This window comes from Frateuria terrea (genome assembly GCF_900115705.1).
Taxonomy (GTDB): domain Bacteria; phylum Pseudomonadota; class Gammaproteobacteria; order Xanthomonadales; family Rhodanobacteraceae; genus Frateuria_A; species Frateuria_A terrea.
The window spans coordinates 55,772-82,246 of the sequence record NZ_FOXL01000005.1 but is presented as its reverse complement, the minus strand read 5'-3'; the positions used below and the strand labels follow the sequence as shown (position 1 = coordinate 82,246).

General features: G+C 68.1%; 20 protein-coding genes. 16 read left to right on the top strand and 4 right to left on the bottom strand.

What is annotated here, in order from left to right:
• Nucleotides 1-333 precede the first annotated feature (333 nt).
• The 4 genes from BMZ38_RS09445 to BMZ38_RS09430 all read left to right on the top strand — a co-directional run bounded on the left by BMZ38_RS09445 (nt 334) and on the right by BMZ38_RS09430 (nt 8,016).
• The gene (locus tag BMZ38_RS09445; RefSeq protein WP_091336710.1) at nt 334-5,262 is read left to right on the top strand and encodes an NAD-glutamate dehydrogenase; all 4,929 of its coding nucleotides are present in this window, start codon (nt 334-336) and stop codon (nt 5,260-5,262) included.
• Between the two features lie 166 nt (nt 5,263-5,428).
• Nucleotides 5,429-6,190, top strand: coding sequence for an NAD kinase (locus BMZ38_RS09440; protein ID WP_091336708.1), 762 nt, complete (start codon nt 5,429-5,431; stop codon nt 6,188-6,190).
• A 95-nt stretch (nt 6,191-6,285) separates the two neighbouring features.
• Nucleotides 6,286-7,215 (top strand): 5'-nucleotidase, encoded by a 930-nt coding sequence (locus BMZ38_RS09435; RefSeq protein WP_091336706.1) that lies wholly within the window; start codon nt 6,286-6,288, stop codon nt 7,213-7,215.
• Between the two features lie 81 nt (nt 7,216-7,296).
• Nucleotides 7,297-8,016 carry a sulfite exporter TauE/SafE family protein gene (locus BMZ38_RS09430; RefSeq protein ID WP_217638764.1) on the top strand — a complete coding sequence of 240 codons (720 nt, stop codon included), beginning with the start codon at nt 7,297-7,299 and terminating at the stop codon, nt 8,014-8,016.
• Between the two features lie 106 nt (nt 8,017-8,122).
• Here the strand turns inward: BMZ38_RS09430 and BMZ38_RS09425 are convergent, their stop codons facing one another.
• The gene (locus tag BMZ38_RS09425) at nt 8,123-9,004 is read right to left on the bottom strand and encodes an aldo/keto reductase (RefSeq protein WP_091337454.1); all 882 of its coding nucleotides are present in this window, start codon (nt 9,002-9,004) and stop codon (nt 8,123-8,125) included.
• A gap of 69 nt (nt 9,005-9,073) precedes the next feature.
• Nucleotides 9,074-9,949 carry a DMT family transporter gene (locus BMZ38_RS09420; RefSeq protein WP_091336702.1) on the bottom strand — a complete coding sequence of 292 codons (876 nt, stop codon included), beginning with the start codon at nt 9,947-9,949 and terminating at the stop codon, nt 9,074-9,076.
• A gap of 114 nt (nt 9,950-10,063) precedes the next feature.
• Here BMZ38_RS09420 and BMZ38_RS09415 point away from each other — a divergent pair, with 114 nt between their 5' ends.
• The 5 genes from BMZ38_RS09415 (at nt 10,064) to BMZ38_RS09395 (ending at nt 15,390) form a co-directional block, all read left to right on the top strand.
• Nucleotides 10,064-11,233, top strand: a complete 1,170-nt coding sequence (locus tag BMZ38_RS09415) for an acyl-CoA dehydrogenase family protein (RefSeq protein ID WP_091336700.1) — start codon at nt 10,064-10,066, stop codon at nt 11,231-11,233.
• 138 nt (nt 11,234-11,371) lie between these two features.
• Nucleotides 11,372-11,920 carry a GNAT family N-acetyltransferase gene (locus BMZ38_RS09410; RefSeq protein ID WP_091336698.1) on the top strand — a complete coding sequence of 183 codons (549 nt, stop codon included), beginning with the start codon at nt 11,372-11,374 and terminating at the stop codon, nt 11,918-11,920.
• A complete protein-coding gene (locus BMZ38_RS09405) occupies nt 11,917-12,411 on the top strand; it encodes a nucleotidyltransferase family protein (RefSeq protein ID WP_091337453.1) in 495 nt (164 codons plus the stop codon). The genes BMZ38_RS09410 and BMZ38_RS09405 overlap by 4 nt, the downstream gene beginning before the upstream one ends.
• Complete coding sequence (locus BMZ38_RS09400) at nt 12,408-13,025, top strand: glutathione S-transferase family protein (RefSeq protein ID WP_091336695.1); 618 nt, start codon at nt 12,408-12,410, stop codon at nt 13,023-13,025. Before BMZ38_RS09405 ends, BMZ38_RS09400 begins: the two co-directional genes overlap by 4 nt.
• 97 nt (nt 13,026-13,122) lie before the next feature.
• Nucleotides 13,123-15,390 carry a thiamine pyrophosphate-dependent enzyme gene (locus BMZ38_RS09395; RefSeq protein WP_091336693.1) on the top strand — a complete coding sequence of 756 codons (2,268 nt, stop codon included), beginning with the start codon at nt 13,123-13,125 and terminating at the stop codon, nt 15,388-15,390.
• Between the two features lie 54 nt (nt 15,391-15,444).
• Here BMZ38_RS09395 and BMZ38_RS09390 read toward each other — a convergent pair whose 3' ends face one another.
• Nucleotides 15,445-17,193 carry a GGDEF domain-containing protein gene (locus BMZ38_RS09390; RefSeq protein WP_091336691.1) on the bottom strand — a complete coding sequence of 583 codons (1,749 nt, stop codon included), beginning with the start codon at nt 17,191-17,193 and terminating at the stop codon, nt 15,445-15,447.
• A 353-nt stretch (nt 17,194-17,546) separates the two neighbouring features.
• Here BMZ38_RS09390 and BMZ38_RS09385 point away from each other — a divergent pair, with 353 nt between their 5' ends.
• The 7 genes from BMZ38_RS09385 (at nt 17,547) to purF (ending at nt 26,037) form a co-directional block, all read left to right on the top strand.
• Entirely contained in the window at nt 17,547-18,104 is a 558-nt protein-coding gene (locus BMZ38_RS09385) for an NADPH-dependent FMN reductase (RefSeq protein WP_091336688.1), read from the top strand.
• A 96-nt stretch (nt 18,105-18,200) separates the two neighbouring features.
• A complete protein-coding gene (locus BMZ38_RS09380; protein ID WP_091336687.1) occupies nt 18,201-18,620 on the top strand; it encodes a heavy metal-responsive transcriptional regulator in 420 nt (139 codons plus the stop codon).
• A 50-nt stretch (nt 18,621-18,670) separates the two neighbouring features.
• The gene (locus BMZ38_RS09375; protein WP_091336685.1) at nt 18,671-21,172 is read left to right on the top strand and encodes a heavy metal translocating P-type ATPase; all 2,502 of its coding nucleotides are present in this window, start codon (nt 18,671-18,673) and stop codon (nt 21,170-21,172) included.
• Nucleotides 21,173-21,588: 416 nt separating this feature from the next.
• Nucleotides 21,589-22,881 (top strand): bifunctional tetrahydrofolate synthase/dihydrofolate synthase, encoded by a 1,293-nt coding sequence (folC, locus tag BMZ38_RS09370; protein ID WP_091336683.1) that lies wholly within the window; start codon nt 21,589-21,591, stop codon nt 22,879-22,881.
• A gap of 71 nt (nt 22,882-22,952) precedes the next feature.
• Nucleotides 22,953-23,915 (top strand): SPOR domain-containing protein, encoded by a 963-nt coding sequence (locus BMZ38_RS09365; protein ID WP_091336681.1) that lies wholly within the window; start codon nt 22,953-22,955, stop codon nt 23,913-23,915.
• Nucleotides 23,916-23,936: 21 nt separating this feature from the next.
• Nucleotides 23,937-24,533 (top strand): CvpA family protein, encoded by a 597-nt coding sequence (locus BMZ38_RS09360; RefSeq protein ID WP_091336679.1) that lies wholly within the window; start codon nt 23,937-23,939, stop codon nt 24,531-24,533.
• Nucleotides 24,534-24,561: 28 nt separating this feature from the next.
• Nucleotides 24,562-26,037 (top strand): amidophosphoribosyltransferase, encoded by a 1,476-nt coding sequence (gene purF, locus BMZ38_RS09355; RefSeq protein WP_091336677.1) that lies wholly within the window; start codon nt 24,562-24,564, stop codon nt 26,035-26,037.
• Between the two features lie 6 nt (nt 26,038-26,043).
• Here the strand turns inward: purF and BMZ38_RS09350 are convergent, their stop codons facing one another.
• Nucleotides 26,044-26,421 (bottom strand): VOC family protein, encoded by a 378-nt coding sequence (locus tag BMZ38_RS09350; RefSeq protein ID WP_091336675.1) that lies wholly within the window; start codon nt 26,419-26,421, stop codon nt 26,044-26,046.
• Nucleotides 26,422-26,475 lie beyond the last annotated feature (54 nt).

Sequence of the window (26,475 nt, the reverse complement as noted above, 5' to 3'; positions counted from 1 at the left end):
GGCGGGGCACCGTCGGGCTGGAAGCGCGCAACTATACCGTCGAGTTTACATTTTGCGAACCGTGCCAGCCAAGACTTGCGCGTTGTGGAATGTTGTGAACAAAGCGGTCGCCACGGATCTTTAATTCGGGCAATACCCGGGTAACGACGAAGCTCGGTATCGGTTATCGACAAGGATCTGCGCCTGCCCGTGTCGCCCGGGCCCGGGAACGCCCTCCAGCGCCCGCCGCTTCAGGCTTCGTCGGTGGAATCGCCCCGACGCGAGGCGTATCCTTTTCGGGCTTTACGCCTCCCCAGCGTGGGCACCTTTCGTTTCCACTGACAAGCAGATGCCATGAATGCCATTCGCGCGACCAGCGACAGCCCGGTGCCCCCGGCTGTTTTCGAGGAACTGAAGAACAGCGGCTTTCCGACCCAGCGCCTTGATGAGGCGCAATTTTTTATCGGTGCTTTCTTCGCGCGGATGGCGCACAGCGACGTGGACCTGCACACCCCGGCCGAATGGGCATCGCTCGTCGCCGGGCTGCTCGATTTCATCCAGCAGCGCGAGCCGGGCCGCGCCAAGGTGCGCGTGTTCAACCCCGAGCGCGGCCATGCCGGACGCAGCGTCATCGAGGTCGTTACCGACGACATGCCGTTCCTGGTCGACACCGTCAGTATGGTGGTCTCGGACGACCTGCAGATCCACGCGGTGATCCATCCCGTCGTCAACGCCGCGCGCGACGCCAAGGGCCAGCTGCAGCGCCTCGGCGAGGGCGGCGCGCCTGAATCGGTGATGCACTTCGAGGTTGATCGCGTCGCGGACGAGGCCGCCCAGGCCGTGCTGAAGGCGCGCGTGGAAGCGGCGCTGGAAGACGTGCGCGCCGCAGTGGACGACTGGTCGGCCATGCGCGACAAGGCCCTGGCGATCGCCGCCGAGCTGCCGCAGCGCAAGTTGCGCATGGACGAGCGCTCGGTTGGCGAGGCCACCGATTTCCTGCGCTGGCTGGCCGACGACAACTTCACCTTCCTGGGCTACCGCGAATACGAGGTGACCGAGGCCGACGGCGAGGAAGTGTTGCGCGCCGTCAACGACTCGGGCCTGGGCATCCTGCGCGGCAGCGAGCGCTCGGTCGCGCCGCGTTCGCTGCGCAGCCTGGTCGCCTCCGAACTGCCGCAGTCGGGCTCCACCGATGCAATCATCCTGACCAAGACGAACGCCCGCTCGCACGTGCATCGCCCGGGCTACATGGATTACGTCGGCGTGCTGCGCTTCGACGCCGACGGCAAGCCGGTCGCCGAGCAGCGCTTCCTGGGCCTGTTCTCCTCCAACGCCTACATGGCCCGTCCGCAGGACGTGCCGCTGGTGCGCCAGAAGGTCGAGGCGGTGATGTGCCGTTCGGGCCTGAAGCGCGATTCGTACTCGGGCAAGTCGTTGCGGCACATCCTGGAAACGCTCCCGCGCGACGAGCTGTTCCAGAGCAGCGAGGACGAGCTGTTCGGCATCTCGTGCGGCATCCTGGATCTGCGCCAGCGTGCGCGCACGCGCCTGTTCGTGCGCCGCGACCGCTATGGCCGCTTCTACACCTGCCTGGTCTACGTGCCCCGCGAGCGCTTCAACACCACGGTGCGCGAGCGCATCGAAAACCTGCTGCGCGATGCGCTGCACGGCGAGTACGTGGATTCGGCCGTGCTGATGGGCGAGACCGCGCTGGCCCGCCTGCACGTGGTGGTGCGTCCGAAGATCGGCGACCGCGCCAGCTATGACAGCGCCGCGCTGGAGCAATCGGTGGCCGCGATCGTGCGCAACTGGCACGACGACGTGCGCGATGCGCTGGTCGCCGCGCGCGGCGATCACGAGGGCGTGGTACTCGCCAACCGCTACGTCAAGGCGCTGCCGGCCGGCTACGTCGACGAGGTGAGCCCGGAAGTGGCGGCCGAGGACGTCCGAGAGCTCTCGCAGCTCGAAGGCGACGACGACGTGCGCATGTCGTTCTACCACCCGCCGCAACGGCCGGACGAGCTGCGCTTCAAGGTGTTCCGTTCGGGCAGCGACATCGCGCTTTCCGAAGTGCTGCCTCAGCTGGAGAACCTGGGCCTGCGCGTGCTCACCGAGCACGTCTACGACGTGCGCACGGGCGGCACGCCGCTGTTCATCCAGGACTTCGAGGTGCAGCCGGTGGGCCACCTCACCTTTACCGTGGAACAGGTCGGCGAGCTGTTCGAGGATGCCTTCGAGCAGATCTGGCGCGGCAACGCGGAGAACGATGGCTTCAACCGCCTCGTGCTCGGTGCCAAGCTCAACTGGCGCCAGGTCGCCATGCTGCGCGGCTACTGCAAATACCTGCTGCAGACCGGGGTGTCGTTCTCGCAGGCCTACATGGAGGACGCGCTCAACCGCTACCCGGCGGTCGCCGGCCTGCTGGTGGAGCTGTTCAACGCCAAGTTCGATCCCGATCGTGAAAGCCTGTCGGCGGACAAGCTCAAGACCGCCGGCGAATTGCTCAGCGCCGAAATGCGCGTGCTGATCCCGGGCAACGTGCAGTCCGCGCAGCCGGGCCTGGTCGATGGCCTGGTCGCGATGCTCTCGCGCCCGCGCGCCGAGCAGGTCGCGGTCACCGAGGACGCCGTCGCGGCGCTGCTGGAGAACGTCGCCAGCCTGGACGACGATCGCATCCTGCGCAGCTTCCTGGGCGTGATCCGCGCCACCCTGCGCACCAGCTTCTTCCAGCAATGGGACGGCGCCTACCGTCCGTACATCAGCTACAAGTTCGACTCTCACAAGGTGCCTGAGCTGCCCAAGCCGGTGCCATACCGCGAGATCTTCGTCTCGGCGGCGCGCGTGGAAGGCATCCACCTGCGTTTCGGCGCGGTGGCGCGCGGCGGCCTGCGCTGGTCGGACCGTCGCGAGGACTTCCGCACGGAGGTGCTCGGCCTGGTCAAGGCGCAGATGGTCAAGAACACGGTGATCGTGCCGGTCGGTTCCAAGGGCGGCTTCTTCGTCAAGCGCCCGCCGGCTGGCGGCGACCGGGACGCGCAGCTGGCTGAGGGCATCGCCTGCTACAAGATGTTCATCAACGGCCTGTTGGACATCACCGACAACCTGGTCGAAGGCAAGGTGGTGCCGCCGCACGAAGTGGTGCGCCATGACCAGGACGATCCGTATCTGGTCGTTGCCGCGGACAAGGGCACGGCGACGTTCTCCGACATCGCCAATGCGATCTCGATCGAGCACAACTTCTGGCTCGGCGACGCGTTTGCCTCCGGCGGCTCGAACGGCTACGACCACAAGGGCATGGGCATCACCGCCAAGGGTGCGTGGGAATCGGTCAAGCGCCACTTCCGTGCGCTGGGCCGCGACTCGCAGACGCAGGATTTCACCTGCGTCGGTATCGGCGACATGTCCGGCGACGTGTTCGGCAACGGCATGCTGCTGTCCGAGCACATCCGCCTGCTGGCCGCGTTCGACCACCGCCACATCTTCCTCGACCCGAACCCGGATGCGGCCAGGTCCTTCGCCGAGCGCCAGCGCATGTTCAAGCTGCCACGCTCGAGCTGGGAGGACTACGACAAGTCGCTTATCTCCGAGGGTGGCGGCATCTACGCCCGCAGCCTCAAATCGATTCCGGTCTCGCCGCAGGTGCGCGAGGCGCTGGGCATCAAGGGTGAAGCCACCCATCTGACGCCCGCGGAGCTGATGAGCGCGATCCTGAAGGCCCCGGTCGACCTGTTGTGGAACGGCGGCATCGGCACGTACGTGAAGTCCTCGCACGAGACCAACGCCGACGTCGGCGACCGCGCGAACAACGCATTGCGCATCGACGGCGCCGACCTGCGCTGCAAGGTGGTGGGCGAGGGCGGCAACCTGGGCTTCACCCAGAAGGGCCGCATCGAGGCCGCGCAACATGGCGTGCTGCTGAACACCGACTTCATCGACAACTCCGCCGGCGTGGACACCTCCGACCACGAGGTCAACATCAAGATCCTGCTCAACGACGCCGTGCGCCGCGGCGAGCTGACCGAGGAAGGCCGCAACAAGCAGCTGGCCGCGATGACCGACGAGGTCGCGCAGCTGGTGCTGTGGGACAACTACCGCCAGAACCAGGCGATCACCCTGATGGAGCACCAGTCGGTCAAGCGGCTGGGTTCGTTGGCGCACTTCATCCGCGAACTGGAAGCGCAGGGCCTGCTCGACCGCCAGGTCGAGAACCTGCCCTCCGATGCGGAGCTGTCCGAGCGCAAGACGCGCCACCAGGGCATGACCCGGCCGGAGCTTTCCGTGCTGCTGTCCTACGACAAGATCAAGCTGTTCCAGCAACTGCTCGAGTCGGACGTGCCGGAAGATCCATATCTGTCCAAGGAGCTGGTGCGCTACTTCCCTGAGCCGCTGCACGAGAAGTACGCGGCCAACATGCAGCGCCACCGCCTGAAGCGCGAGATCATCGCCACCGCGGTGACCAACTCGACGATCAACCGCATGGGCGCTACCTTCATGCTGCGCATGCAGGAGGACACCGGGCAGGGTCCGGCGGCGATCGCCAAGGCTTACACCGCCGCGCGCGAGATCCTCGACGCGCGCGAGCTGTGGGCGGAGATCGAGGCGCTGGACAGCAAGGTGGCCGAGGACACCCAGATCGACGCGATCATGCAGATCTGGTCGCAGCTGCGCCACATGACCCGCTGGCTGCTCAATCGCCCCGGTGGCAACCTGGACATCGCTGCCAATGTCGAGCGCTACCAGGCCGGCGTCAGCGCGTTGCGCAAGGCGCTGCCCCATGTGCTGACGGAAACCGGCAAGGCCGACTTCGAGCTCAGCTGCGAGAAGTGGGAGGGCCTGGGCGTCCCGGCCGAACTGGCCGTGCGGCTGGCCCGCATGCCGGTATTGCGCGCGGTGCTGGACATGGTCGAGGTGGCACGCCAGAGCGACCAGCCGGTCACCACCGTCGCCAGCGTGTTCTACGAACTGGGCGAGGTGCTCGACCTGGAGTGGTTGCGCGGCCAGATCGAGGCACTGCCGGTGGAAGGCCACTGGCATGCCCAGGCGCGTGGCTCGCTGCTGGACGAGCTCAACCACCAGCATCGCGCGCTGGCGCAGCAGGTGCTGTCCCTGGGCGGTGGCAGCAACGGCCTCTCGCCAGTGCAGGCGTGGCTGGAGCGCGACGATCCCACGCTCAACTACACCCGCAGCATGCTCGCCGAGATCCTGACCCAGAACGCGGACTATCCGATCGCCTCGGTCGCCGTCCGCCGCCTGGCGCAACTGGCGCAGGTGCCGGTCGGGTGACGCACGAAGCCCGGGGGTTTAACGCCCCCGGGCAACCTTGCAGGAGCGCACTCTTGCGCACGATTGCACCTGCGTTCGGCGGCGGATGGTCGCGTACTTAGGGGCGCTCCTACATCGTCATGGGCTGCGCTAAGCTCGGAGCCTCACCTCGACACGCCGGATGCCCATGCGCTTCGCCTTCGTCGCCAGCGACACCCCGGTCGCCCAGCAGGCCCGCCGCAAGCTGGCCGAGCGCTACGGCGACCTGCCGCCGCTGGAGGCCGAGGTGATCGTGGCGCTGGGCGGCGACGGCTTCATGCTGCGCACCCTGCATGCCCACCGCGCGCTGGACCTGCCGGTCTACGGCATGAAGCTCGGCCGCGTCGGCTTCCTGATGAACAAGCACCAGCTCGACGACCTGCCCGGGCGCATCGAGCGCGCGCACGCCGCCGTGCTGTATCCGCTGCAGATGCGCACCACCGATGGCGCCGGCAACGAGCAGTTCGCGCTGGCGTTCAACGAGGTCTCGCTGCTGCGCCAGACCAACCAGGCCGCGCACCTGGAAGTGAAGCTCAACGACACGGTCAAGCTGCCCGCGCTGGTGTGCGACGGCATCATGGTCGCCACGCCGGCCGGCTCCACCGCGTACAACCTTTCCGCCCATGGACCGATCCTGCCGCTGGACGCGAACGTGCTGGCGCTTACCCCGATCAGCCCGTTCCGCCCGCGCCGTTGGCGCGGCGCGATCCTGCCGCACCGCACGCTGGTGACCCTGCGCGTTCTGGAGCCGGGCAAGCGGCCGGTCAGCGCCACCGCCGACTTCCTCGAAGTGCGCGACGTGCGCGAGGTGACGATCTGCCAGGCGCAGGAGTGCGGGGTGAAGCTGCTGTTCGATCCGGAGCACAACCTGGAACAGCGCATCCTCGATGAGCAGTTCGCGGCAGAGTAGGGGAAGGGCGAGGGCGCCGCGGCGGGTTTTCATGGGTGCATCCCAGCCTCGAACCACCACCCTCGTCCCTCGCCCCATTTGCTAGATTCCCTTCCATGGACCCAGCCCCCACCAACGCCCACGATCCCGGTGCCAGCAACGACAACCGCCTGGTCGTCGCCATCTCCTCGCGGGCGCTGTTCGACCTGGGCGACAGCCACACGCTGTTCGAGCGCGATGGGCTGGACGCCTACCGCCGCTTCCAGATCGAGCACGAGAACGAGATCCTGCAGCCGGGTGTGGCCTTCCCGCTGGTGCAGAAGCTGCTGGGCCTCAATCGGCTGGCGGGCGACAAGCCCCCGGTGGAAGTGATCCTGCTGTCGCGCAATTCCGGCGACACGGGCCTGCGCATCTTCAACGCCATCCAGCACCACGGCCTGGAAATCAGCCGCGCGGCCTTTACCAGCGGTGCGCCGACGTCGGACTACATCGCACCGTTCAAGGCCGATCTGTTCCTGTCCGCCAATGCCGAGGACGTCGGCCGTGCGCTTGCCGCCGGCGTGGCGGCGGCCACCATCCTGCCCAGCACCGCGCCGCCGCGGGCCAGCGAGCAACTTCGCATCGCCTTCGACGGTGACGCGGTGATCTTCGGCGACGAGGGCGAGCGCGTCTCCCGCGAGGAGGGCCTGGAGGCCTTCCACCGCCGCGAGACCGAACAGGCGGGCGAGCCGCTCTCGGTGGGCCCGTTCCGCGGCTTCCTTACCGCACTGCACCGCCTGCAGACCGCTTTCCCCGCAGAGGATTCACCCATCCGCACGGCGCTGGTTACCGCCCGTTCCGCGCCCGCGCACAAGCGCGTGATTCTCACCCTGCGCCGCTGGGGCGTGCGCATCGACGAGGCGCTGTTCCTCGGCGGACGGGACAAAGGCCCGTTTCTCGATGCCTTCGGTGCCGACATCTTCTTCGACGACTCGCCGGCCAACGTGGAATCGGCACGCAAGCACGTCGCGACGGGTCATGTGCCCCACGGCGTGAGCAACCGTTGAGGGAACGCTGGCCGGTCGCGCGGTCCGTCGCCGCTACAATCGGATGCTCGACGAGCATCGGGATATCTTGTGCTGCCATCCGTGCTGGCGATCCTCTTCCTCGCCACGTTCATTCGTTCGGCCTTCGGCTTTGGCGAGGCACTGGTCGCCGTGCCACTGCTGGCCTTCGTCATGCCGGTAGAGACGGCCGCGCCCATCGCCGTGCTGGTCTCGATCACGGTCGCGGCCATTGCCGTCGCGCAGGACTGGCGCCATATCCACTTCCGTAGCGCGGGACGGCTGTTCCTGGCTACCGCGATCGGAACGCCGATCGGCCTGTGGGCTCTTCATGCGCTCGATAGCCACCTGGTCAAGCTGGCGCTCGGCGCAATCGTGGCCGGATTCTCTGCCTTCTCCCTGATGCGCCGGGGACCGGCGGTACTGCATGACGACCGGCATGCGTGGACGTTCGGGCTCGGCGCGGGCGTGCTCGGCGGAGCGTACGGCATGAACGGACCGCCCCTGGTGATGTACGGCGCGCTGCGCGGCTGGCCGCCCGTGCATTTCCGGGCAACCTTGCAGGGTTACTTTCTGCCGGCGAGCGGACTGGTACTGGTGGGCTACGGAACGACCGGACTGTGGACCTCCGCCGTGACGCACCAGTATCTCGCCGCGCTTCCCGCGGTGCTCCTTGCGATCCCCCTGGGGCGCATGGTCAACAGGCGCATCAGCGGACCGGTATTCATGGTTTGCGTCCACGGCGGCCTGGTGGTGGTCGGCGTGATGCTGCTGCTCCAATCGCTTGGCTGGATAGGCGGCTAGCGTCGTCGGCCTGGACGGGTCACCCGGGTGCATCGCATGCGAGGGGGGCGGTCAGATCCTGACGGGTCTTGGCAGTTGCTCGTGCGGGACACGGCGATGATGGGCATCAGGGTACCGAATGCCCCTTGCTCGCGACCCAGATCGCGTACCAGTCCTCGGCACTCAACCGCACGTCAAGCGCCGCGACTGCTTCGCGCAGGCCTTCGACCCGCCGCGTCCCGGTGATTGGCCAGGGCCGCGAGGGATGGCGCAGGATCCACGCATAGGCCAGGGTGGCGATGCTCACGCCGAGGCGAGCGGCGATCGGCAGCATGGCTTCGCGTACGCGCAGCGCCTGCGGGTCGTCGGGGTGGAACAACCTGCCACCGCCGAGCGGCGACCAGATCATCGGGCGCCATCCAAGCTGCTGCGCCTGGTCGAGCGTACCGTCGTCGAGCGCGCCCAGCGCCAGGGGCGACAGCTCCAACTGGTTGGTGAGCAGCGGATGGTGCTGCTGCAGCAAGGCGAACTGGCTGGCGTTGAAATTGGAAACGCCCCAGTGCGCCACCTTGCCCTCGCGGGTGAGTACGCGAAAGGTATCGGCCAGCGCCGCGGCATCCATCAGGTAATCCGGGCGGTGGATCAGCACCAGGTCGAGTTGTTCGGCGCGTAGGTTGCGCAGCGATTGCTCCACTTGTGCGCGCACGTACCCGGGCGAGCTGTCGTAGTGATTGAGGCGGTACGGCCGCTCGGGCGATTGCAGGCGGATGCCGCACTTGGTCACCAGCTGCAGCCGCGAACGCAGGCCCGGGGCGGCTGCTAGCGCTTCGCCGAACAGCGCCTCGGCGCGGTAGTCGCCATAGATGTCCGCATGGTCGAAGCTGGTGATGCCCAGCTCCAGTGCCTGCTCGATCCAGCGCACGCGGGCGGGCACGTCCAGCGACCACGAGGCCAGTCGCCACAGGCCGGCGACCACGGGAGAGAGCGTCAGCGCTGCGGGAATCGTCATGGGCATGGGCGGGAGGCGGCCGAAGGCAACGCAGTGTGCGAACCGGGCGACGCCATGGCAAGGCGCGGATCACACCAGCCGGGCACGCCGCCACCAGCCGGTGACCTGTTCCTCGCGTACCAGGGTGAACAGGCCGGCGCCCAGGATCAGTGCGATGCCGGCCAGCATCGGCCAGTCCAGCGTGTCACCAAACAGCCAGTAGCCGAAGCCGATCGCCCACAGCATCTGGCTGTACTGGGTCGGCGCCACGCGGTTGGCCGGAACGAGCTGGGTGGCCAGCATCAAAAGTACGCCGGCCAGCCCGGCGAGCAGGCCATAGCCGGCCAGCAGCTCGCCCTGGTGCAGGGTCGGCCAGGTGAAGGAGGGCAGCATCAGCAAGCCGCCGGCCACCAGCGGGCCGATCACGCCGGCGCCGTACAGGCTGATGCGCTTCTCGTGCGCACCGGCCATGCGCAACGCCACTACCGAAATCGCCCCGGCCATGCCGCAGGTGATCGCCGCGAAGTGGCCCAGGCCCAGATGGCGGAAGCCCGGCCGCAGCACCACCAGCACACCGACGAATCCGGCGAACACCGCCGACCAGCGGCGCCAGCCCACGTGTTCCTTGAGGAACACCACCGACAGCACGGTCACGAAGATCGGCATCAGGAAGATCAGCGCGAAGGTCTCGGCCATCGGCAGATGCGTGAACGCCACCACCGCCGACACGTTGGTGATCGCGCCGGTCACTGCCCGGATCCACCACAGCGATGGCCGGTTGGCGACGAACACCTCGTGCCAGCGGTCACCCGGCTTGCGAATGAACGGAATGGCCACCAGCCCCAGCACCGCCCCGAAGAACACCGCTTCGAACGCCGGCAGCGAGCCGCGCAGGGATTTGACGAAGGCGTCGCTGATCGCGTAGGCCGCGTAGCAGGCAAAGCCGAGTAGTACGCCCTTGAACATGGGGTGGTCCGGGTAGGGTTGGGGGCTGCGCGTCAGGCGGGCGGGCGCCCGGCATGACCTCCCGCCGCCGCGGGCGGTAGAATGCCGGGCTTGTCCCTCCAACGGAACCCAAGCATGGCCGTCCGCCTCGACCCGCTCGACCTGTACGACGTCCGTTCGCTGCTCACCGACGAGGAGCGCATGGTGCAGGACACCGTCGGCCGCTTCGTCGACGAGAAGGTGTTGCCGATCATCGGCGACTGCTTCGACCAGGGCCGCTTCCCGAAGGAACTGATCCCCGAGATCGCCAACCTGGGCCTGCTTGGCGCGACGATCCCGGAAAAGTACGGCTGCGCCGGTATGAACGGCGTGAGCTACGGCCTGATCTGCCAGGAGCTGGAGCGCGGCGACTCGGGCCTGCGCAGCTTCGCCTCGGTGCAGAGCTCGCTGTGCATGTACCCGATCTACGCCTACGGCACCGAAGAACAGAAGACGCACTACCTGCCGAAGATGGCGGCGGGCGAGGTCATCGGCTGCTTCGGCCTGACCGAGCCGCACGGCGGCTCCGATCCGGCCAACATGAAGACCAACGCCAGGAAGGACGGCGGCGACTGGGTCATCAACGGCGCCAAGATGTGGATCACCAACGGCAACCTCGCCCACATCGCGATCGTCTGGGCACAGACCGAGGACGGCATCCAGGGCTTCATCGTGCCGACCGACACCGCCGGCTTCACCGCGCAGGAAGTACACAAGAAGATGAGCCTGCGTGCGTCGGTCACCTCCGCGCTGTTCTTCGACAACGTGCGCGTGCCCGAGGCCAACCGCCTGCCCAACGTGAAGGGCCTGAAGGGACCGTTGGGCTGCCTGACCCAGGCGCGCTACGGCATCACCTGGGGCCCGATCGGCGCGGCGCAAGCCTGCCTGAAGGAAGTGCTCGACTACACCGCCGAGCGCATCCTGTTCGGCCGCCCGCTCGCCTCCAACCAGGCGGTCCAGCTCAAGATGGCCGACATGGCCCGGCGCATCACCACCGCGCAGCTGCTCTCGCTGCAACTGGGCCGGTTGAAGGACGCCGGCACCATGCAGCCCACCCAGGTCTCGCTGGCCAAGTGGAACAACTGCCGCATGGCCATCGACATCGCCCGCGAGTGCCGCGACATCCTCGGTGGCGCCGGCATCACCACCGAGCATTCGGCGATCCGCCATGCGTTGAACCTGGAATCGGTGATCACCTACGAGGGTACCGAGACGGTGCACCAGTTGGTGGTCGGCCGCGAACTGACCGGCATCAACGCGTTCTGATGTTCCTTCGCCTCCGGGAAAAGGTGGCGCGCAGCGACGAATGAGGGTTCGGCCGTAGCGCAAGGTGAAAACCTGCGACGGGCTCTGAGCCTTCCTCCAACCCCTCTCCCGCTGGGAGGGGCTTTCAGGAGCCAGGCCTTGCACGTTCCGGACATCCGCATCGAAACCGACCGCCTGATCCTGCGTCCGCCGCGCATCGAGGACTTCGATGCCTATGCGGCGAACATGGCCGACCTCGAAGCCGCCCGCTTCATCGGCGGGCAGCAGCCGCGGGCGCTTGCATGGCGCGGTTTCCTGGCCTCAGCCGGCGCCTGGATGATCCAGGGCTTCTCGATGTTCGCCGTGATCGAGAAGGCCAGCGGCCAATGGATCGGACGGCTCGGCCCGTGGTTCCCCGACGGTTGGCCCGGCACCGAGGTCGGCTGGGGCCTGGCGCGCGCAGCCTGGGGCAAGGGCTACGCACTGGAAGGCGCCACCGCCGCGATCGACTGGGCATTCGACCACCTAGGCTGGGACGAGGTCATCCACTCGATCCATCCGGACAACAAGCCATCGCAGGCGCTGGCGCGGCGGCTCGGTTCCGCCTGCCGCGGCCCCGGCAAGCTGCCTGCACCGTACGAGGATTCGCCCACCGAGATCTGGAGCCAGACGCGCAACCAATGGCGTGCGCGGCGGGCGGTCGCATGAACCTGTTCCCGACCACCGGCACGGCCCCATTGCTGGGGCAGACGCTGGCGGCCTGCGTACCGGAGCTGCGGCGTCGCTGCAGCGATCCGTGGGCCGTGATCGGCAGCGCCGCGGCCTGGCTGGCAGGCGCCGACGTGGAGGTGGCCGATGTGGACGTGCTGACCAGCGCCCGCGACGCCCGATCCCTCGTCCGCCATTGGCAGGGACGTCTGCTCGACACCGCAGGTCTCAAGGACGCCGATCGCTTCCGCTCCCACTTCGCGCGCTTCGACTTCCCGCTTCCCGTGGAAGTCATGGGCGACCTCGAGGTCGCCAGGCCGGAGGGATGGCGGCGCGTCCACGTCGGCGCCACGACGTTGGTGCAGATCGACCGACTTTCCGTCCCCATCCCGACGCTCGACGAGCAGCTCCGCTTGCTCGAGTGCTTCGGCCGACCAAAGGACCGGCTCCGCGCCGGGTTGCTGACCCACCTCAGGGACGCTCCAGCATGATCACCATCTACGGCATGCGTGCCTCGGGCAATTGCTACAAGCTGCAGTTGCTGCTCGACCAGCTCGGTCGCGATTACCGCTGGATCGATGTCGACAGCGCGCACGGTGCGACGCGCACGCCCGAGTTCCTGGGCAAGAACCCCAATGGCAAGGTGCCGCTGCTGGAGCTGGAGGACGGGCGCCGGCTGGCCGAGTCCGATGCCATCCTCTGCTACCTCGCCGAGGGCACGCGCTTCTGGCCGAGCGGGGCAGAGCCCGGGGACGCGTGGCTTCGCGCACAGACGCTGCAGTGGCTGTTCTTCGAGCAATACAGCCACGAGCCCTGCATCGCGGTCGCGCGTTTCATCCGTGGCTGGTTGCCGCCGGAGCACCCGCGCCAGGCCGACGTGCCGGCATTGATCGAGCGCGGCAAGGGCGTGTTGGCGGTGATGGAGCAGCACCTGCTGGAGCGCGAGTGGTTCGTGGGCGAGCGCTATGGGCTTGCCGACATCGCGCTGTATGCCTATACCCATTGCGCCGGCGACGGCGGTTTCGACCTTTCGCCGTACCCGAACATCGAGGCGTGGCTGGCCCGCATTCGGGCTCAGCCAGGGCACACACCCATGCAAGCCTGATCGCCGCAGGCCTTCGGTAGGCCGTGCCCATTCCTGCGCGCCGGGCGCGGCATCGAAGCCCACCCTACAATCGCATTCCCATCGTCGAAGAACCTCCATGTCCCTGCCATTCCCGATCACCGCCCGCCACAAGGGCTTCAACCGCGCCGAGATCGTCGACCAGAACTTCACCGAGTTCGTGAAGCTTTGGCAGGGCGACGCCCACAGGGCGCCGCGCGACGACCAGCCGGTACTGCCGGGCAGTGCGCTGGATGCACGCGGCTTCCGCGAGCTGTTCGAGTCGCAGTTGATCAGCCGCCACCTGGACCTGATGGCGCGCGTACTGCGCGTGCAGAACAAGGTGTTCTACACGATCGGCTCCTCCGGCCACGAGGGCAACGCGATGGTGGCGCGGCTGACCCGGCACACCGATCCTGCGTTCCTGCACTACCGTTCCGGCGGCTTCATGGCCGAGCGCTTCCGCAAGCTGCCGGGCATGGACCCGGTCATGGATTCGGCACTGTCCTTCGCCGCGAGCAAGGACGACCCGGCCTCCGGTGGCCGCCACAAGGTGTGGGGCAGCAAGCCGCTGTGGGTGCTGCCGCAGACTTCGACCATTGCCTCGCACCTGCCCAAGGCGCTGGGCACAGCGGTCGCCATCGACCACGCCCGGCGCATCGGCCACACGCTGCCGGTGCCAGAGGATTCGATCGCCATCTGCTCGTTCGGCGATGCCTCTTCCAACCATGCGACCGCGCAGACCGCCTTCAACGCCGCCGGCTGGACCGCCTACCAGAAGCTGCCCGCGCCGGTGCTGTTCGTCTGCGAGGACAACGGCATCGGCATCTCGGTGAAGACGCCCACCGACTGGGTCGCCAGCAACTACCGCGCGCGCTCCAACCTCGACTATTTCTTCGCTGACGGTCTGGACCTGGCCGAGGGCTACGCCCAGGTGCAGCGCGCGGTCGAACACTGCCGCAGCACGCGCCGGCCGACCTTCCTGCACCTGAAGACCACCCGCGTCATGGGCCATGCCGGCACCGACTTCGAGATCGAGTGGCGCAGCATCGAAGAGCTTTGCGCCGTGGAGGCGACCGACCCGCTGCTGCGTTCGGCGGCAATCGCGCTGGAGTCGGGCCTGTACTCGAAGGACGATCTGCTGGCGCTGTACGAGGCGACCCGCAAGCGCTGCTTCGACGCTGCCGAAGAGGCCGATCGCCGGCCCAAGCTCGATCGCCTCGAAGACGTAATGGCGCCGCTGGCTCCGTACACGCCCGACAAGGTGAAGGCCGAGGCCGCGCGCACCGATTACGCCGACGCGCGCCTGAGGGCCTTCGGCAGTGAGGACAAGCTGCCGGAGAACCAGCCGCCGCGCCACCTGGCCATCCAGATCGGGCAGGCGCTGCACGACATCATGGCCAAGTACCCCGAGTCGCTGCTGTTCGGCGAGGACGTGGCGCAGAAGGGGGGCGTCTATACGGTCACCAAGGGCCTGCACAAGGTGTTCAAGAACACCCGCGTGTTCAACACCCTGCTGGACGAGACGGTGATCCTTGGCCTGGCCCAGGGCTACGCCAACATGGGCATGCTGCCGATCCCGGAGATCCAGTACCTGGCGTACTTCCACAACGCCGCCGACCAGATTCGCGGCGAGGCGGCCAGCCTGCAGTTCTTCTCCAACGACCAGTACCGCAATCCTCTTGTCATGCGCGTGGCCTCGCTGGGCTACCAGCGCGGCTTCGGCGGCCATTTCCACAACGACAACTCGATCGCTGCGTTGCGCGACATCCCGGGCCTTATCGTCGGCTGCCCCAGCCGCGGCGACGACGCGGCGACCATGTTGCGCACGCTGGCCGCGCTGGCGAAGGTAGACGGGCGCGTGTGCGCCTTCCTGGAACCGATCGCGCTGTACATGACCAAGGATCTGTACGAAGCCGGCGACGGCCAATGGCAGTTCGCCTACCCGGCACCGGGCGAGGCGATGGCGCTGGGCGAGGGTCGGGTCTACGACGACGAGGCCAACGACCTGGTGGTGTTCACCTTCGGCAACGGCGTGCCGATGGCGCTGCGCGCCGCACGCACCATCGAGGCCGAGCTCAAGTGGAAGGTGCGTGTGGTCGACCTGCGCTGGCTGGCACCGCTCAACGACGCCTTCATCGCCGCGCAGGCGAAGAGCGCCAAGCGCATCCTGGTGCTGGACGAGGGCCGCAAGAGCGCCGGCGTGGGCGAGGGCGTGATCACCGCCATCGTCGAGGCGGGTCTGGGTTCCACGCCGCTCGAGCGGGTGGTCGGCGCCGATACCTTCACGCCGCTGGCCGGTGCGGCCTTCCTGGTGCTGCCGGGCGAGGCGGACGTGGTGGCGGCGGCGCGCAAGCTCGCGGGTTGAGCCCTCGCCGGGGAGGGGCCGTGGCACGGCCCCCTCCCGGCAAGCGAGGGCGGATCATCCCGCTCCGTCTTCGACTTCGCTCACGCGCTCCCACGAATCATCGGTGATGCCTCGCGGTCCGTCGTACAGGCGTGCCTGATTGCGGCCGTTCACCTTGGCCTGGTACATCGCCTGGTCGGCGCGCTCGATCAGCGTCTCCACGGTGTCGCTGAAGGTGCGCATCGCCACTCCGATACTGACGCTGAGCATGAACTCCTGGTTGACCGGAATCTCCAGCCGATGCACGCGCCGGCACAGGCGCGTGGCGACCTGCATGGCCTGCTCCTGTACCACGCCGTCGAGCATGGCGATGAATTCCTCGCCGCCGTAGCGGCCGAGCAGGTCGGACGGACGCAATTCAGCGCGCAATGCCTCGGCCACCTCGATCAACGCACGATCGCCGGCGCGATGGCCCTGCTGGTCGTTGAGCAGCTTGAAGCGGTCCAGGTCCAGGAACAGCAACGCCACCGGCCGGCCGGTGCTTTCCTCCAGCACCGCTTCGGCGCCCTCGCTCCAGGCGCGGCGGTTGAGCACGCCGGTGAGCGAATCGTTGTCGGCCAGCGCGCGCACCAAATCGCGGTCGCGGCGCATGGTGAGCGCACGGTCGCCCAGGCCGACCGACAGCACGATCGCCTCGAAGGCTCCGGCGACTACGCTGGCGTCGCTGATCCAGCTCATGCCCGGCAGGGCACCGCTGAGTTGGGCGGTCGACAGGGCGGTGAGCGCCAGCAACGGGGTCCACCCGGCGAGGAAGAACCAGGCGTGGCGGGAGCCGTGCGCAGCCGCCACGGTGGCGGTGAGCAGCATCAGCAGCGCGCCCAGGATCAGCAACGGATCGACCAGCGCCTGCGCCACGTCCACCAGCAGGCCGATCGAGCTGCTGCGCATCAGCACCAGCAGCGGCATGCCGATGGCCAGCGCCAGCACCGGTGCGCGCAGCAGGGGCGCAAAGCGCTGCAGTTCGCAGAAGCGGGCCATGAACAAGGCGGCGAACGCCACCGACAACGCGATCGCCGCCGATTCGAGCAGGCTCGCCGAGGGCGCCAGCCAGCCGAACTCCAGCGGGTGGAACAGGAAGCCGGTCTGCAGGCTCTGGATCAGCGCGTAACAGAAAACGTAGCCGGCGTACCAGGAAAAAGTGTTGTCGCGCAACATCAACGCAAAGCACAGCGCCATCAGCGCCATCGTCAGCATCACCGCGAAGCAGGCGCTGAACAGCGTCAGCCAGTGCGCGTCGTGCGCGAGGAACGCGGTCAGCGATTCCATGTGGAAGCTCAGGGGCGGCGACAGTCCTTCCATCGGCTCCAGCTTCAGCAGCACCAGCGACGAGGCCGGTACGCTGGCCGGATAGCGATACGCCAGCCGGCCGTGGCCGAGCGTCGGTCCGCCGGCTTCGTCCAGCGCCAGCGTGCTGGTCTGGCCGTCCGCGTTGTAGATGGTGATGCGGCCCAGCGCGGGCGGGTAGATCGTCAGCACCCGCTCCTCGTCCACCCAGGGGGGCTGCGGGCGCAGCACGACCCAGCTGCCCGAGCCCTCGCGCGGGAAGCTGTGCAGCAGGGAGGGCTCGAACGCCGCCAACTGACCCTGGCGGAACTGCTCGAGCACTGCGGCGGGTGTGTCGCCAGGGCGCACTTCTCGCCAGCCGCCGTCCAGCAGCACGGAGGCATGCACCACGCCGAACCACAGCCACACGAAACCGAGCAGGCCACCGACCAGCGGAAGCCTGCAACGGTTCCAGATGTTTGCTGCGGACAACTCTCGCATCCCCTCGACCCCGCTTCGCGACAGGCTGCGCATCCGCGCGCCCGCGCTCAACCCCTGACAGGCCGTCGGCTGCTTGCAGCCAGTGCGCCTGAGCTCAAGACGATCCTACGCGAACCGTCCGGTCCTTCGCTCGCTTTTTTGCTGACGAGCCAGCGGTTGGTAAAGCAGGGTCTGTGCCAATGCAATGCCGCGTGCGCGAACGCTCACGACCCCTTGGCGGCGTTGCCGGCATGCTCGCCGAATCGCGGCCGTGTCTGACCCTGTGGGGTAGCTATGGACCCATCCGAGCAGTCGGTGCCGCGCCCTTCACGAAACGGTGCCGCCCGTGCAGGCGTGCCCGGCGGAGACGCGCCATGAGCATCAAAGTAGCCATGCTGGTCGGCAGCCTGCGCAAGGATTCCTTCAACCGTCGCCTGGCCCGGGCGGTCGAGAAACTTGCCCCGGGCGAGCTTGCGTTCGAGCACGTGGAGATCGGCGGCCTGCCCTTGTACGACCAGGATTTCGACGGTAACTACCCGACCTCATGCCAGCAGCTGAAACAGCAGATCGAGGCTGCCGATGCACTGCTGTTCGTGACCCCCGAGTACAACCGTTCGGTTCCCGGCGTACTGAAGAACGCCATCGACATCGCTTCGCGACCCTGGGGCACCAACTCCTTTGCCGGCAAACCCGGCGCGGTCATCGGCGCATCCATCGGCGCGACCGGCAGTGCGCTGGCACAACAGCATCTGCGCAACGTGCTCGCTTATCTGGACGTCCCGTTGCTGGGACAGCCAGAGGTATTCGTGCAGTTCAAGGACGACGGACCGGTGGACCCCAACGGTGAGATCACGGTCGAGAGCACGCGCAAGTTCCTGCAAGGCTTCGTCGACCGCTACGTGCAATGGGTGCACACCATCCTCAAGCGCTGAACCGCAGACACGGTTGGCCGCCCGGTCGTAGCGACGGAAAAGAGTTGTTTGCGGGCGCTTGACACTGGACCTGGATCAAGGGTCTAGACTTGCCCCATGAACATCCAAGCCGCACTCACCATCGGTGCCGTCGCCAAGCGCGCCGGCGTGGCCATCGACACGATCCGCTACTACGAGCGCGAAGGCCTGCTGCCCGAACCGACGAGACGTCCCTCCGGCTATCGGAGCTATGGCGAGGGTACGGTGGCGCAGCTACGTTTTATCCGGCGCGCAAAGAACCTCGGTTTCACACTGGAAGAAATCCGCGAGCTGCTCGCGCTCTCTGCCGACCGGCAGCGTGGCGTCAAGGCGGTAAGGCAGCGCGCGCAGCGGCGACTGGCCGATATCGAGGCGCGCATCGCCGAACTGGAACGCGTCCGTGCCGGGCTGGCCGAACTGGTCGAGGCCTGCCCCGGCCATGGTGCGCCCGAGCAGTGTCCGATCCTGCGCGCGCTGAGCGGGGAGGGACGCCCGTGAGCGGCTGCCATGCGTCCACGGCGACGGGCGAACGGGATCCGGTCTGTGGCATGGCGGTCGACCCGGCCCGTACGCCATACCACGCCGAGCATGCGCAACGGACCTACCATTTCTGCGGTGCTCGCTGCCGCGAGCGGTTCCTCGCCTCGCCGCGGGATTACCTGGAAGCCCCATCGGCCCCGGGCCCCAGCAGTTGCTGTCACGGCCACGCCGCACCTCTGGCCAGCGTGGGCGCCCACACCGCCAGGGATCCGGTCTGCGGCATGGATGTCGATCCGCATGCAGCCCGCCATCGCGCGGAGCATGCGGGACGCACCTGGTACTTCTGCAGCGCCCGCTGTCGCGAGCGCTTCGTCGTGGCGCCCGAGGATTTCCTGGGCGAACGTGACGCGCCGGCGGCAAGCCCCGAAGCCATCTACACCTGTCCCATGCACCCGGAAGTGCGCCAGGTGGGGCCGGGCGATTGCCCCAAGTGCGGCATGGCGCTGGAGCCGCTCGCGCCCAGCGCCGCCGCCGACGGCGACGCTGAGGTGCGGGCCCTGGCGCGCCGCTTCGGCTGGTTGGTCGCGCTGACCCTGCCCATACTGGTGCTGGCAATGGGGCCCCACCTGACGGGCCGTCCCTGGCCGATGCGCTGGGCCGGCGCGCTCGGCTGGATCGAGGCGCTGCTGGCCAGCGTGGTGGTGCTCTGGGGTGGCGCGCCGTTCTTCCGGCGCGGCTGGCGTTCGCTCGCGCCCTGGTCGCCGAACATGTACACGCTGATCGCGCTGGGCACCGGCGTGGCCTTGCTCTACAGCGTGGTCGCGCTGCTCGCGCCAGGTCTGTTCCCGGCCAGCCTCCGCTCGCACGGCCGCGTGGGCGTGTACTTCGAATCGGCGGCGGTGATCGTCACGCTGGTCACGCTCGGCGACTGGCTCGAACTGCGCGCGCGCCGTCGCACGGGCGAGGCGCTCAAGGCACTGCTCGGGCTGGCGCCGAAGACCGCGCATCGCATCGAGCACGGACAAGAGCACGAGGTGCCACTGGCGGCGGTGCGCATGGGCGATCTGCTGCGCGTGCGTCCGGGCGAAAAGGTGCCGGTCGATGGTGTGGCTACCGATGGCCAGAGCCATGTCGACGAAGCGATGCTCACCGGCGAACCGATGCCGGTCGCCAAGACGGTCGGCGACCGCCTCACCGCCGGAACGGTCAACCAGGACGGCACGCTGGTGCTGCGCGCGGAAAAAGTTGGCGGCGAAACGCTGCTGGCGCAGATCGTCGCACTGGTCGCGCAGGCCCAGCGCAGTCGTGCGCCCTTGCAGCGGCTAGCCGACCGCGTGGCCGCGTGGTTCGTGCCGGCGGTGGTCGCGGTGGCGGTGCTGGCGTTCGCCGCCTGGGCCATGCTCGGACCGCAGCCGCGGCTGGCGCATGCGCTGATCGCCGCGGTGTCGGTGCTGATCATTGCCTGCCCGTGTGCGTTGGGACTGGCCACGCCGATCTCGATCATGGTCGCCAGCGGCCGTGGCGCGCAGGCCGGCGTGCTGTTCCGCGACGCGGCCGCGATCGAGGCATTGCACAGGGTCGATACGCTGGTGCTGGACAAGACCGGCACGCTCACCGAGGGGCGTCCCGCGCTGCGCGAGGTGGTGGCCCTGGGCGATCTGCCACGCGAACGGTTGCTTGCCCTGGCGGCCGCGCTGGAGCAAGCGAGCGAGCATCCGCTGGCGCGCGCGATCGTCAGCGGAGCGTCGGACGAGGGCGTGGCGGTTCTGCCGGCGACCGGCTTCCGCTCGTATGCGGGGCGCGGCGTGCGTGGGCAGGTCGACGGCAGCGAGGCGGCGCTGGGCAACGCCCGCCTGCTCGAGGAGCTCGGCATGCCGCTGGGCGACACCGCAGCGCAGCAGGCCGAACGCCTGCGCGGTGACGGGGCGACCGTGATGTTCGTGGCCGTGGACGGCACGCTGGCCGGCCTGATCGCCGTGGCCGACCGCATCAAGCCGGGCACGCCCGCCGCGCTCGATACGCTGCGGCGCGAGGGCCTGCGCATCGTCATGCTCACGGGCGACAACGCCACCACGGCGCAGGCGGTGGCGCGGCAGTTGCGCATCGAAGAGGTGCATGCGGACGTCTCGCCGGCGGACAAGGCTGCGGTGGTCGAGCGGCTCAAGCGCGAGGGACGCCGTGTGGCGATGGCGGGCGATGGCATCAACGATGCGCCTGCCTTGGCGGCGGCGGATGTCGGCATCGCCATGGGCAGTGGCACCGACGTGGCGATGGAGAGCGCACAGGTCACCTTGGTCAAGGGCGAGCTTTCGGCGATCGCGAGGGCGCGCGGGTTGTCCCAGGCGACGGTGCGGAACATCCGCCAGAACCTGTTCTTTGCGTTTCTCTACAACGCGGTGGGGGTGCCGTTGGCGGCAGGGGTGCTTTATCCGTTGCTTGGCGTGGTGCTGTCGCCGATGGTCGCCGCGCTGGCGATGAGCCTGTCGTCGGTGTCGGTGGTATCCAACGCGCTGCGGTTGCGCCGCATGCCTCTTGGCCACCCCTCTGCTCCGGGGAAAAGGTTGGGGTAAGGGGGCGGGACTCGCCTTCGCTGCCTGTCGCTCTGCCGATTCATCCGCGACAACTCACGCAGCCAGCGGAACCCGCACGGCGAACAACCTTCCCTTGCTCCAGCCCCCGAGCGCCCGTAGCAAAGCGGCTGCAGCTCATCTAAGAGCGAGGGACCCGCCCGGCAAGGCGAAGTGACACCTAGCTCTTGTCCCCCACCGGGCTGAACCAGGCCATTTCTTTTTGGTTACTTTTCTTTGGGCCAGCAAGGAAAAGTGACCCGAACGCCGACAGGCGATGAGAAGCCCGCGGCAGGCGAGCGAAGTCGCGGAGAGCCCACGCAAGAACGCAAAAAAAGACCAAAAGCCCAAAAAGCAGCAAAGCGCCGCGCGTCCTCGATGCCGTAAGCTGCGCGCCGCCCCGCCCAAGAGACCCTCTCATGCCCCGCACGCTCGCCGAATGGCTGGCCTACCAGGAACGTGTTCACCCGCGCAGCATCGAGTTGGGCCTCGAACGCGTGCGCGAGGTATGGCGCCGGATGGGCGCGCAACCACCGGGGCGACGAGTGATCACGGTCGGCGGCACCAACGGCAAGGGCTCCACCGTGGCACTGCTGGAGGCCATGTTGCACGCGGCCGGACGCCGCGTCGGCTGTTACACCTCCCCGCACCTGCTGCATTACAACGAACGCGTGCGCATCCATGGCCGCGACGTCAGCGACGAGCAACTGGTCGCGTCCTTCGAGCGCATCGAGGCAGCGCGCACCGGCGGCGCGGACGCCATCGCGTTGACCTATTTCGAATATGGCACGCTCGCCGCACTCGATCTTTTCGCCCGCTCCGACCTGGACGTAGCCGTACTGGAAGTGGGCCTCGGCGGCCGGCTGGATGCGGTGAACATCGTCGATGCCGACGCCGTGGTGATCACCACCATCGACATGGACCACATGGACTGGCTCGGCAACGACCGCGACAGCATCGGCCGCGAAAAAGCCGGCATCGCGCGCAGCGACCGGCCTGCGATCATCGGCGAACTGGATCCGCCCGCCGGACTGCTCGATACGTTGGCGGCCGGCGGCGCGCGTGTGCAGCGCGCCGGGCACGACTTTCGGGCGGAACGGCGCGCGCAGGGTTGGCGCTGGCAGCATCGCGACGGCACGGCCTTCGAGTTGCCCGATCCGGCGCTGGCCGCACCGGTGCAATACGCCAATGCCGCCGCCGCGATCGCCGCGCTGCACGCGCTCGACGTCGACGGCCGACTGGCGGCGCCAATCGCCCTCGGCCAGGCGGCGGCCGACGGCCTGATGGCCGTACGGATACCGGCGCGGCTGCAATCGCTGGGCGGCGACCCGGCATGGGTGGTCGACGTCGGCCACAACCCGCAGGCCGCGCGGGCGCTGGCCGAGTGGCTCGACCTGCGCCGCTTCGTACGGGTGCACGCAGTGTACGGCGCGCTGGCGGACAAGGATGTCGCTGGCGTGATCGCTGCGCTCGGCGCGCGGATCGATCACTGGCACCTGGCCGGGCTCGACCGGGCCTCCTCGCGCGGCATGCCGGTCGCCGCGCTTTCCGGGGTCTTGCGGCAGACGCTGCCGCAAGCGGTGTTCGACGCATACGCCGACGTGCCGACCGCGCTGGACGCCGCGCGGGCACACGCGCGGCCGGGCGAATGCATCCTGGCCTTCGGCTCGTTCTTCGTCGCCAGTGCGGTGCTGGCTGAACCGGCTGCCTGAGCGGACCGTGGCTGCGCCGCGGGCAGGTATAATCCCGCTGTTGCATGCCGTGCCGCCTTGGAGCTTCAGTCTTGAAAACACGCCTGCTGGGTGCCTTCGTCCTGATTGCGTTGGCGGTGCTGTTCGTGCCGATGTTCTTCTCCAGCACGCCGCCCACCACCACCAGCGACCAGGCGGTAAGCCTGGCGATTCCGCCCGCGCCCGATCGCGACCTGCAGACGCGCACGATGAGCCTCAACCCGGACGCGCCGGCCAGTAGTGGCACCTCCGCACCGGTGATTCCCGCGCGCAGCCAGTCGACTGCCGCGGCGCCGTCGGATCGCCTGGCGACTGTCGACATCGCCTCGCGGCGCCCACACGACGTGGAGATGGATCCGAACGCCGCGCCGCCAGCGCAGGCGCCGCAGCCGGCGACGCCAGCCAAGCCTGCACCGACCGCGGACAAGCCCGCCGAGCAACCCCAGGCGACCAGCGCGCCCGCCGGTAGCGCCGATACCGCCGGCACCGCGGCGCGTGGCGACTACACGCTCAACCTCAGCGCCTACTCCAGCGCCGGCGCACAGCGGCTGATGCAGAAGGTGCGCGCGCTGGGCTACCCGGTCGCCGGCGAGCCGATCAGCCAGGGCGCCAAGACGCTCACCCTGGTCACTGCCGGACCGTTCGGCACGCGCACGGCCGCCGAGGCCGCACGGCTGAGGATCACCCAGAGCATTCCCGGTGCGCCCGCGCACCTTGAAAGTCGCGCCAGTGACCAACATGGTGATGTCGCGGCTGCGCCGGCCGCGTCTCCATCGCGCGCCGGCGGCTACGCGGTGCAGGTGGCGGCGATGGGCAGCCAGGCCGATGCCAATGCGCTGCGCGACAAATTGCGTGCAGCTGGTTTCGATGGTTTTACCGATTCGGTGAAGAGCGGCGGCCGGACCCTGTGGCGCGTCCGCGCTGGTCCGCAGGTCCAGCGCGCCGACGCCGAGCGCGTACGCGACCAGATCAAGGCCAAGCTTGGCCTGGCCGGCAACGTGGTGGGCGTGCCGTAAGGCACGATTCACGGGGGCGGGATGAACTGGATCGACTACACCATCCTTGGCGTGCTGGCCCTGTCCATCCTGGTCGGCCTGTGGCGCGGGCTCGTCTCCGAAGTGCTTTCACTGGCCGCGTGGATCGCGGCGTTCTGGGTGGCATGGACGTTCGGCCCGCTGGTGGCGGCGCGCTTCGAACACATCATCTCATTGCCGCAAGCGCGCATCCTGGTCGGCTACGGGCTGTGTTTCGTGGCCGTGCTGATCGTCGGCGCACTGTTGCGCTTCATTGCGCGGCGCTTGCTGTGGAGCACGGGACTGGGCGGACTGGACCGGCTGCTGGGCATGCTGTTCGGTTTCGCCCGCGGGGTGCTGCTGGTGACGCTGGTGGTGTTCCTGGCCAGCTTCACTGCGCTCACCCGCGAGGCCGGTTGGCAGCACTCGCTGCTGCTGCCGCAATTCACCGGCGCGGCCGGCTGGCTGGGCGACCGGGTGCCCGGGAGCGTGCGCCGCTACCTGCATCCGCCAGCGCAGTTGCCCAAGCTGCCGCCGATCACCTTGCCGGTGCTTCCTGGCGGTTCACCCGCACCGGCGCAATCTGTGCTTTCGGCCGTCCGGGCGGCCACCGTTACCTGAATACGCTTACCTCGAGCAGGCATCCCACATGTGCGGAATCATCGGCATCGTCGGTACCACTGAAGTGGCATCGGCGCTTTATGACGGACTTACGGTGCTGCAGCACCGCGGCCAGGACGCGGCCGGCATCGTCACCGTCGACGGCGCGCACCTGCGCCTGCACAAGGGCAACGGCCTGGTGCGCGACGTGTTCAACCAGAATGCGATGAGCCGCCTGCGCGGCCACATCGGCATCGGCCACTGCCGTTATCCGACGGCCGGCTCGGACAATGCCGACGAAGCGCAGCCGTTCTACGTCAACTCGCCCTACGGCATCGCCTTCGCGCACAACGGCAACCTGGTCAACACCGAGGCGCTGCGCCGCGAGATGTTCCAGGACGACCGCAGGCACATCAACACCGACTCGGATTCCGAAGTGCTGCTCAATGTGCTGGCGCACGAGCTGCAGATCCAGGACCGCATGGCGCTCACGCCGGACCAGATCTTCAAGGCGGTCGCCGGTGTGCACGCGCGTGCCCGCGGCGGCTATGCCTGCCTGGCCCTGATCCAGGGCTACGGCCTGCTGGCCTTCCGTGATCCGCATGGCATCCGTCCGCTGGTGCTGGGCGAGCGGGTGACCCCGGAGGGGCGCGAGTACGCGGTGGCTTCCGAATCGGTCGCCTTCGACGTGCTCGGTTTCAAGCGCGTGCGCGACGTGGCGCCGGGCGAGGCGGTCTACCTCACCGTCGACGGCAAGTTGCACGCGCGCCGCTGCGCCGAGGCCGCGGTGCACGCGCCATGCATCTTCGAATACGTTTACCTGGCGCGCCCCGATTCGATGATCGAGGACGTCTCGGTCTACAAGGCGCGCCTGCGCATGGGCGAGAAGCTGGCGCAGAAGATCATGCGCGAGTGCCCGGACCACGGCATCGACGCGGTCATCCCGATTCCCGATACCGCACGCACCGCCGCCAGCTCGCTGGCCAACGTGCTGGGCGTGCCCTTCCGCGAGGGCTTCGTCAAGAACCGCTACGTGGGCCGCACCTTCATCATGCCGGGGCAGGGCGACCGCGTGAAATCGGTGCGCCGCAAGTTGAACGCCATCGACCTGGAATTCCGCAACAAGACGGTGCTGCTGGTCGACGACTCCATCGTGCGCGGCACCACCTCGAAGCAGATCATCCAGATGGCCCGCGACGCCGGGGCGAAGAAGGTGTACTTCGCCTCCGCCGCACCGCCGGTGCGCTACCCCAACGTGTATGGCATCGACATGCCCTCGGCCAGCGAGCTGGTCGCCGCAGGCAAGAGCGAGAAGGAAGTCGAGCAGCTGCTCGGTGCCGATTGGCTGATCTACCAGGACCTGGACGACCTGGTATGGGCGGTGCAGGACGGCAACGAGGAGCTCAAGCAGTTCGACACCTCGTGCTTCTCCGGCGAATACGTCACCGGGCTGGACCAGGACTACCTGCAGCAGATCGAGATGCTGCGCTCCGACGACGCCAAGGCGGCGCGCCGCAGCGCGTGACGTCTGTCAACCAATGTTGTGGCCGATGTGCCACAACACGCCCGACGGATCGATCAGATGGAAGTCGCGCATGCGCCACGGCCGGTCCGCCGGCGCGGTCATGCGCACGTTGTGCTCGCGATAGCGGCCGACGAGGTCCTGCTCGACCAGGCGCCTGTGCCAGGCTTCGGCATCGTCCACCAGCAGGTGCATCATGAAGTTGTCGGCATGCGCCTGGTCGTAGAAGCGCTGCAACAGGAAGCTGCACTCGTCCAGGGCGAAGTAGGCCACGCCCTCGAATTCCGATCGCTCCCGGAAACCCATGTCGGCGTAGAAGCGTCGCGATACCTCGTAGTCCCGAGCCGGAACGAACGCCTTGATCTCGATCGCATGGAGGTTGGGCATGTCCGGTTTTCCAAGGCAACGGCGGGATGTCACTATGCAGCCGCGGCGCTGGGC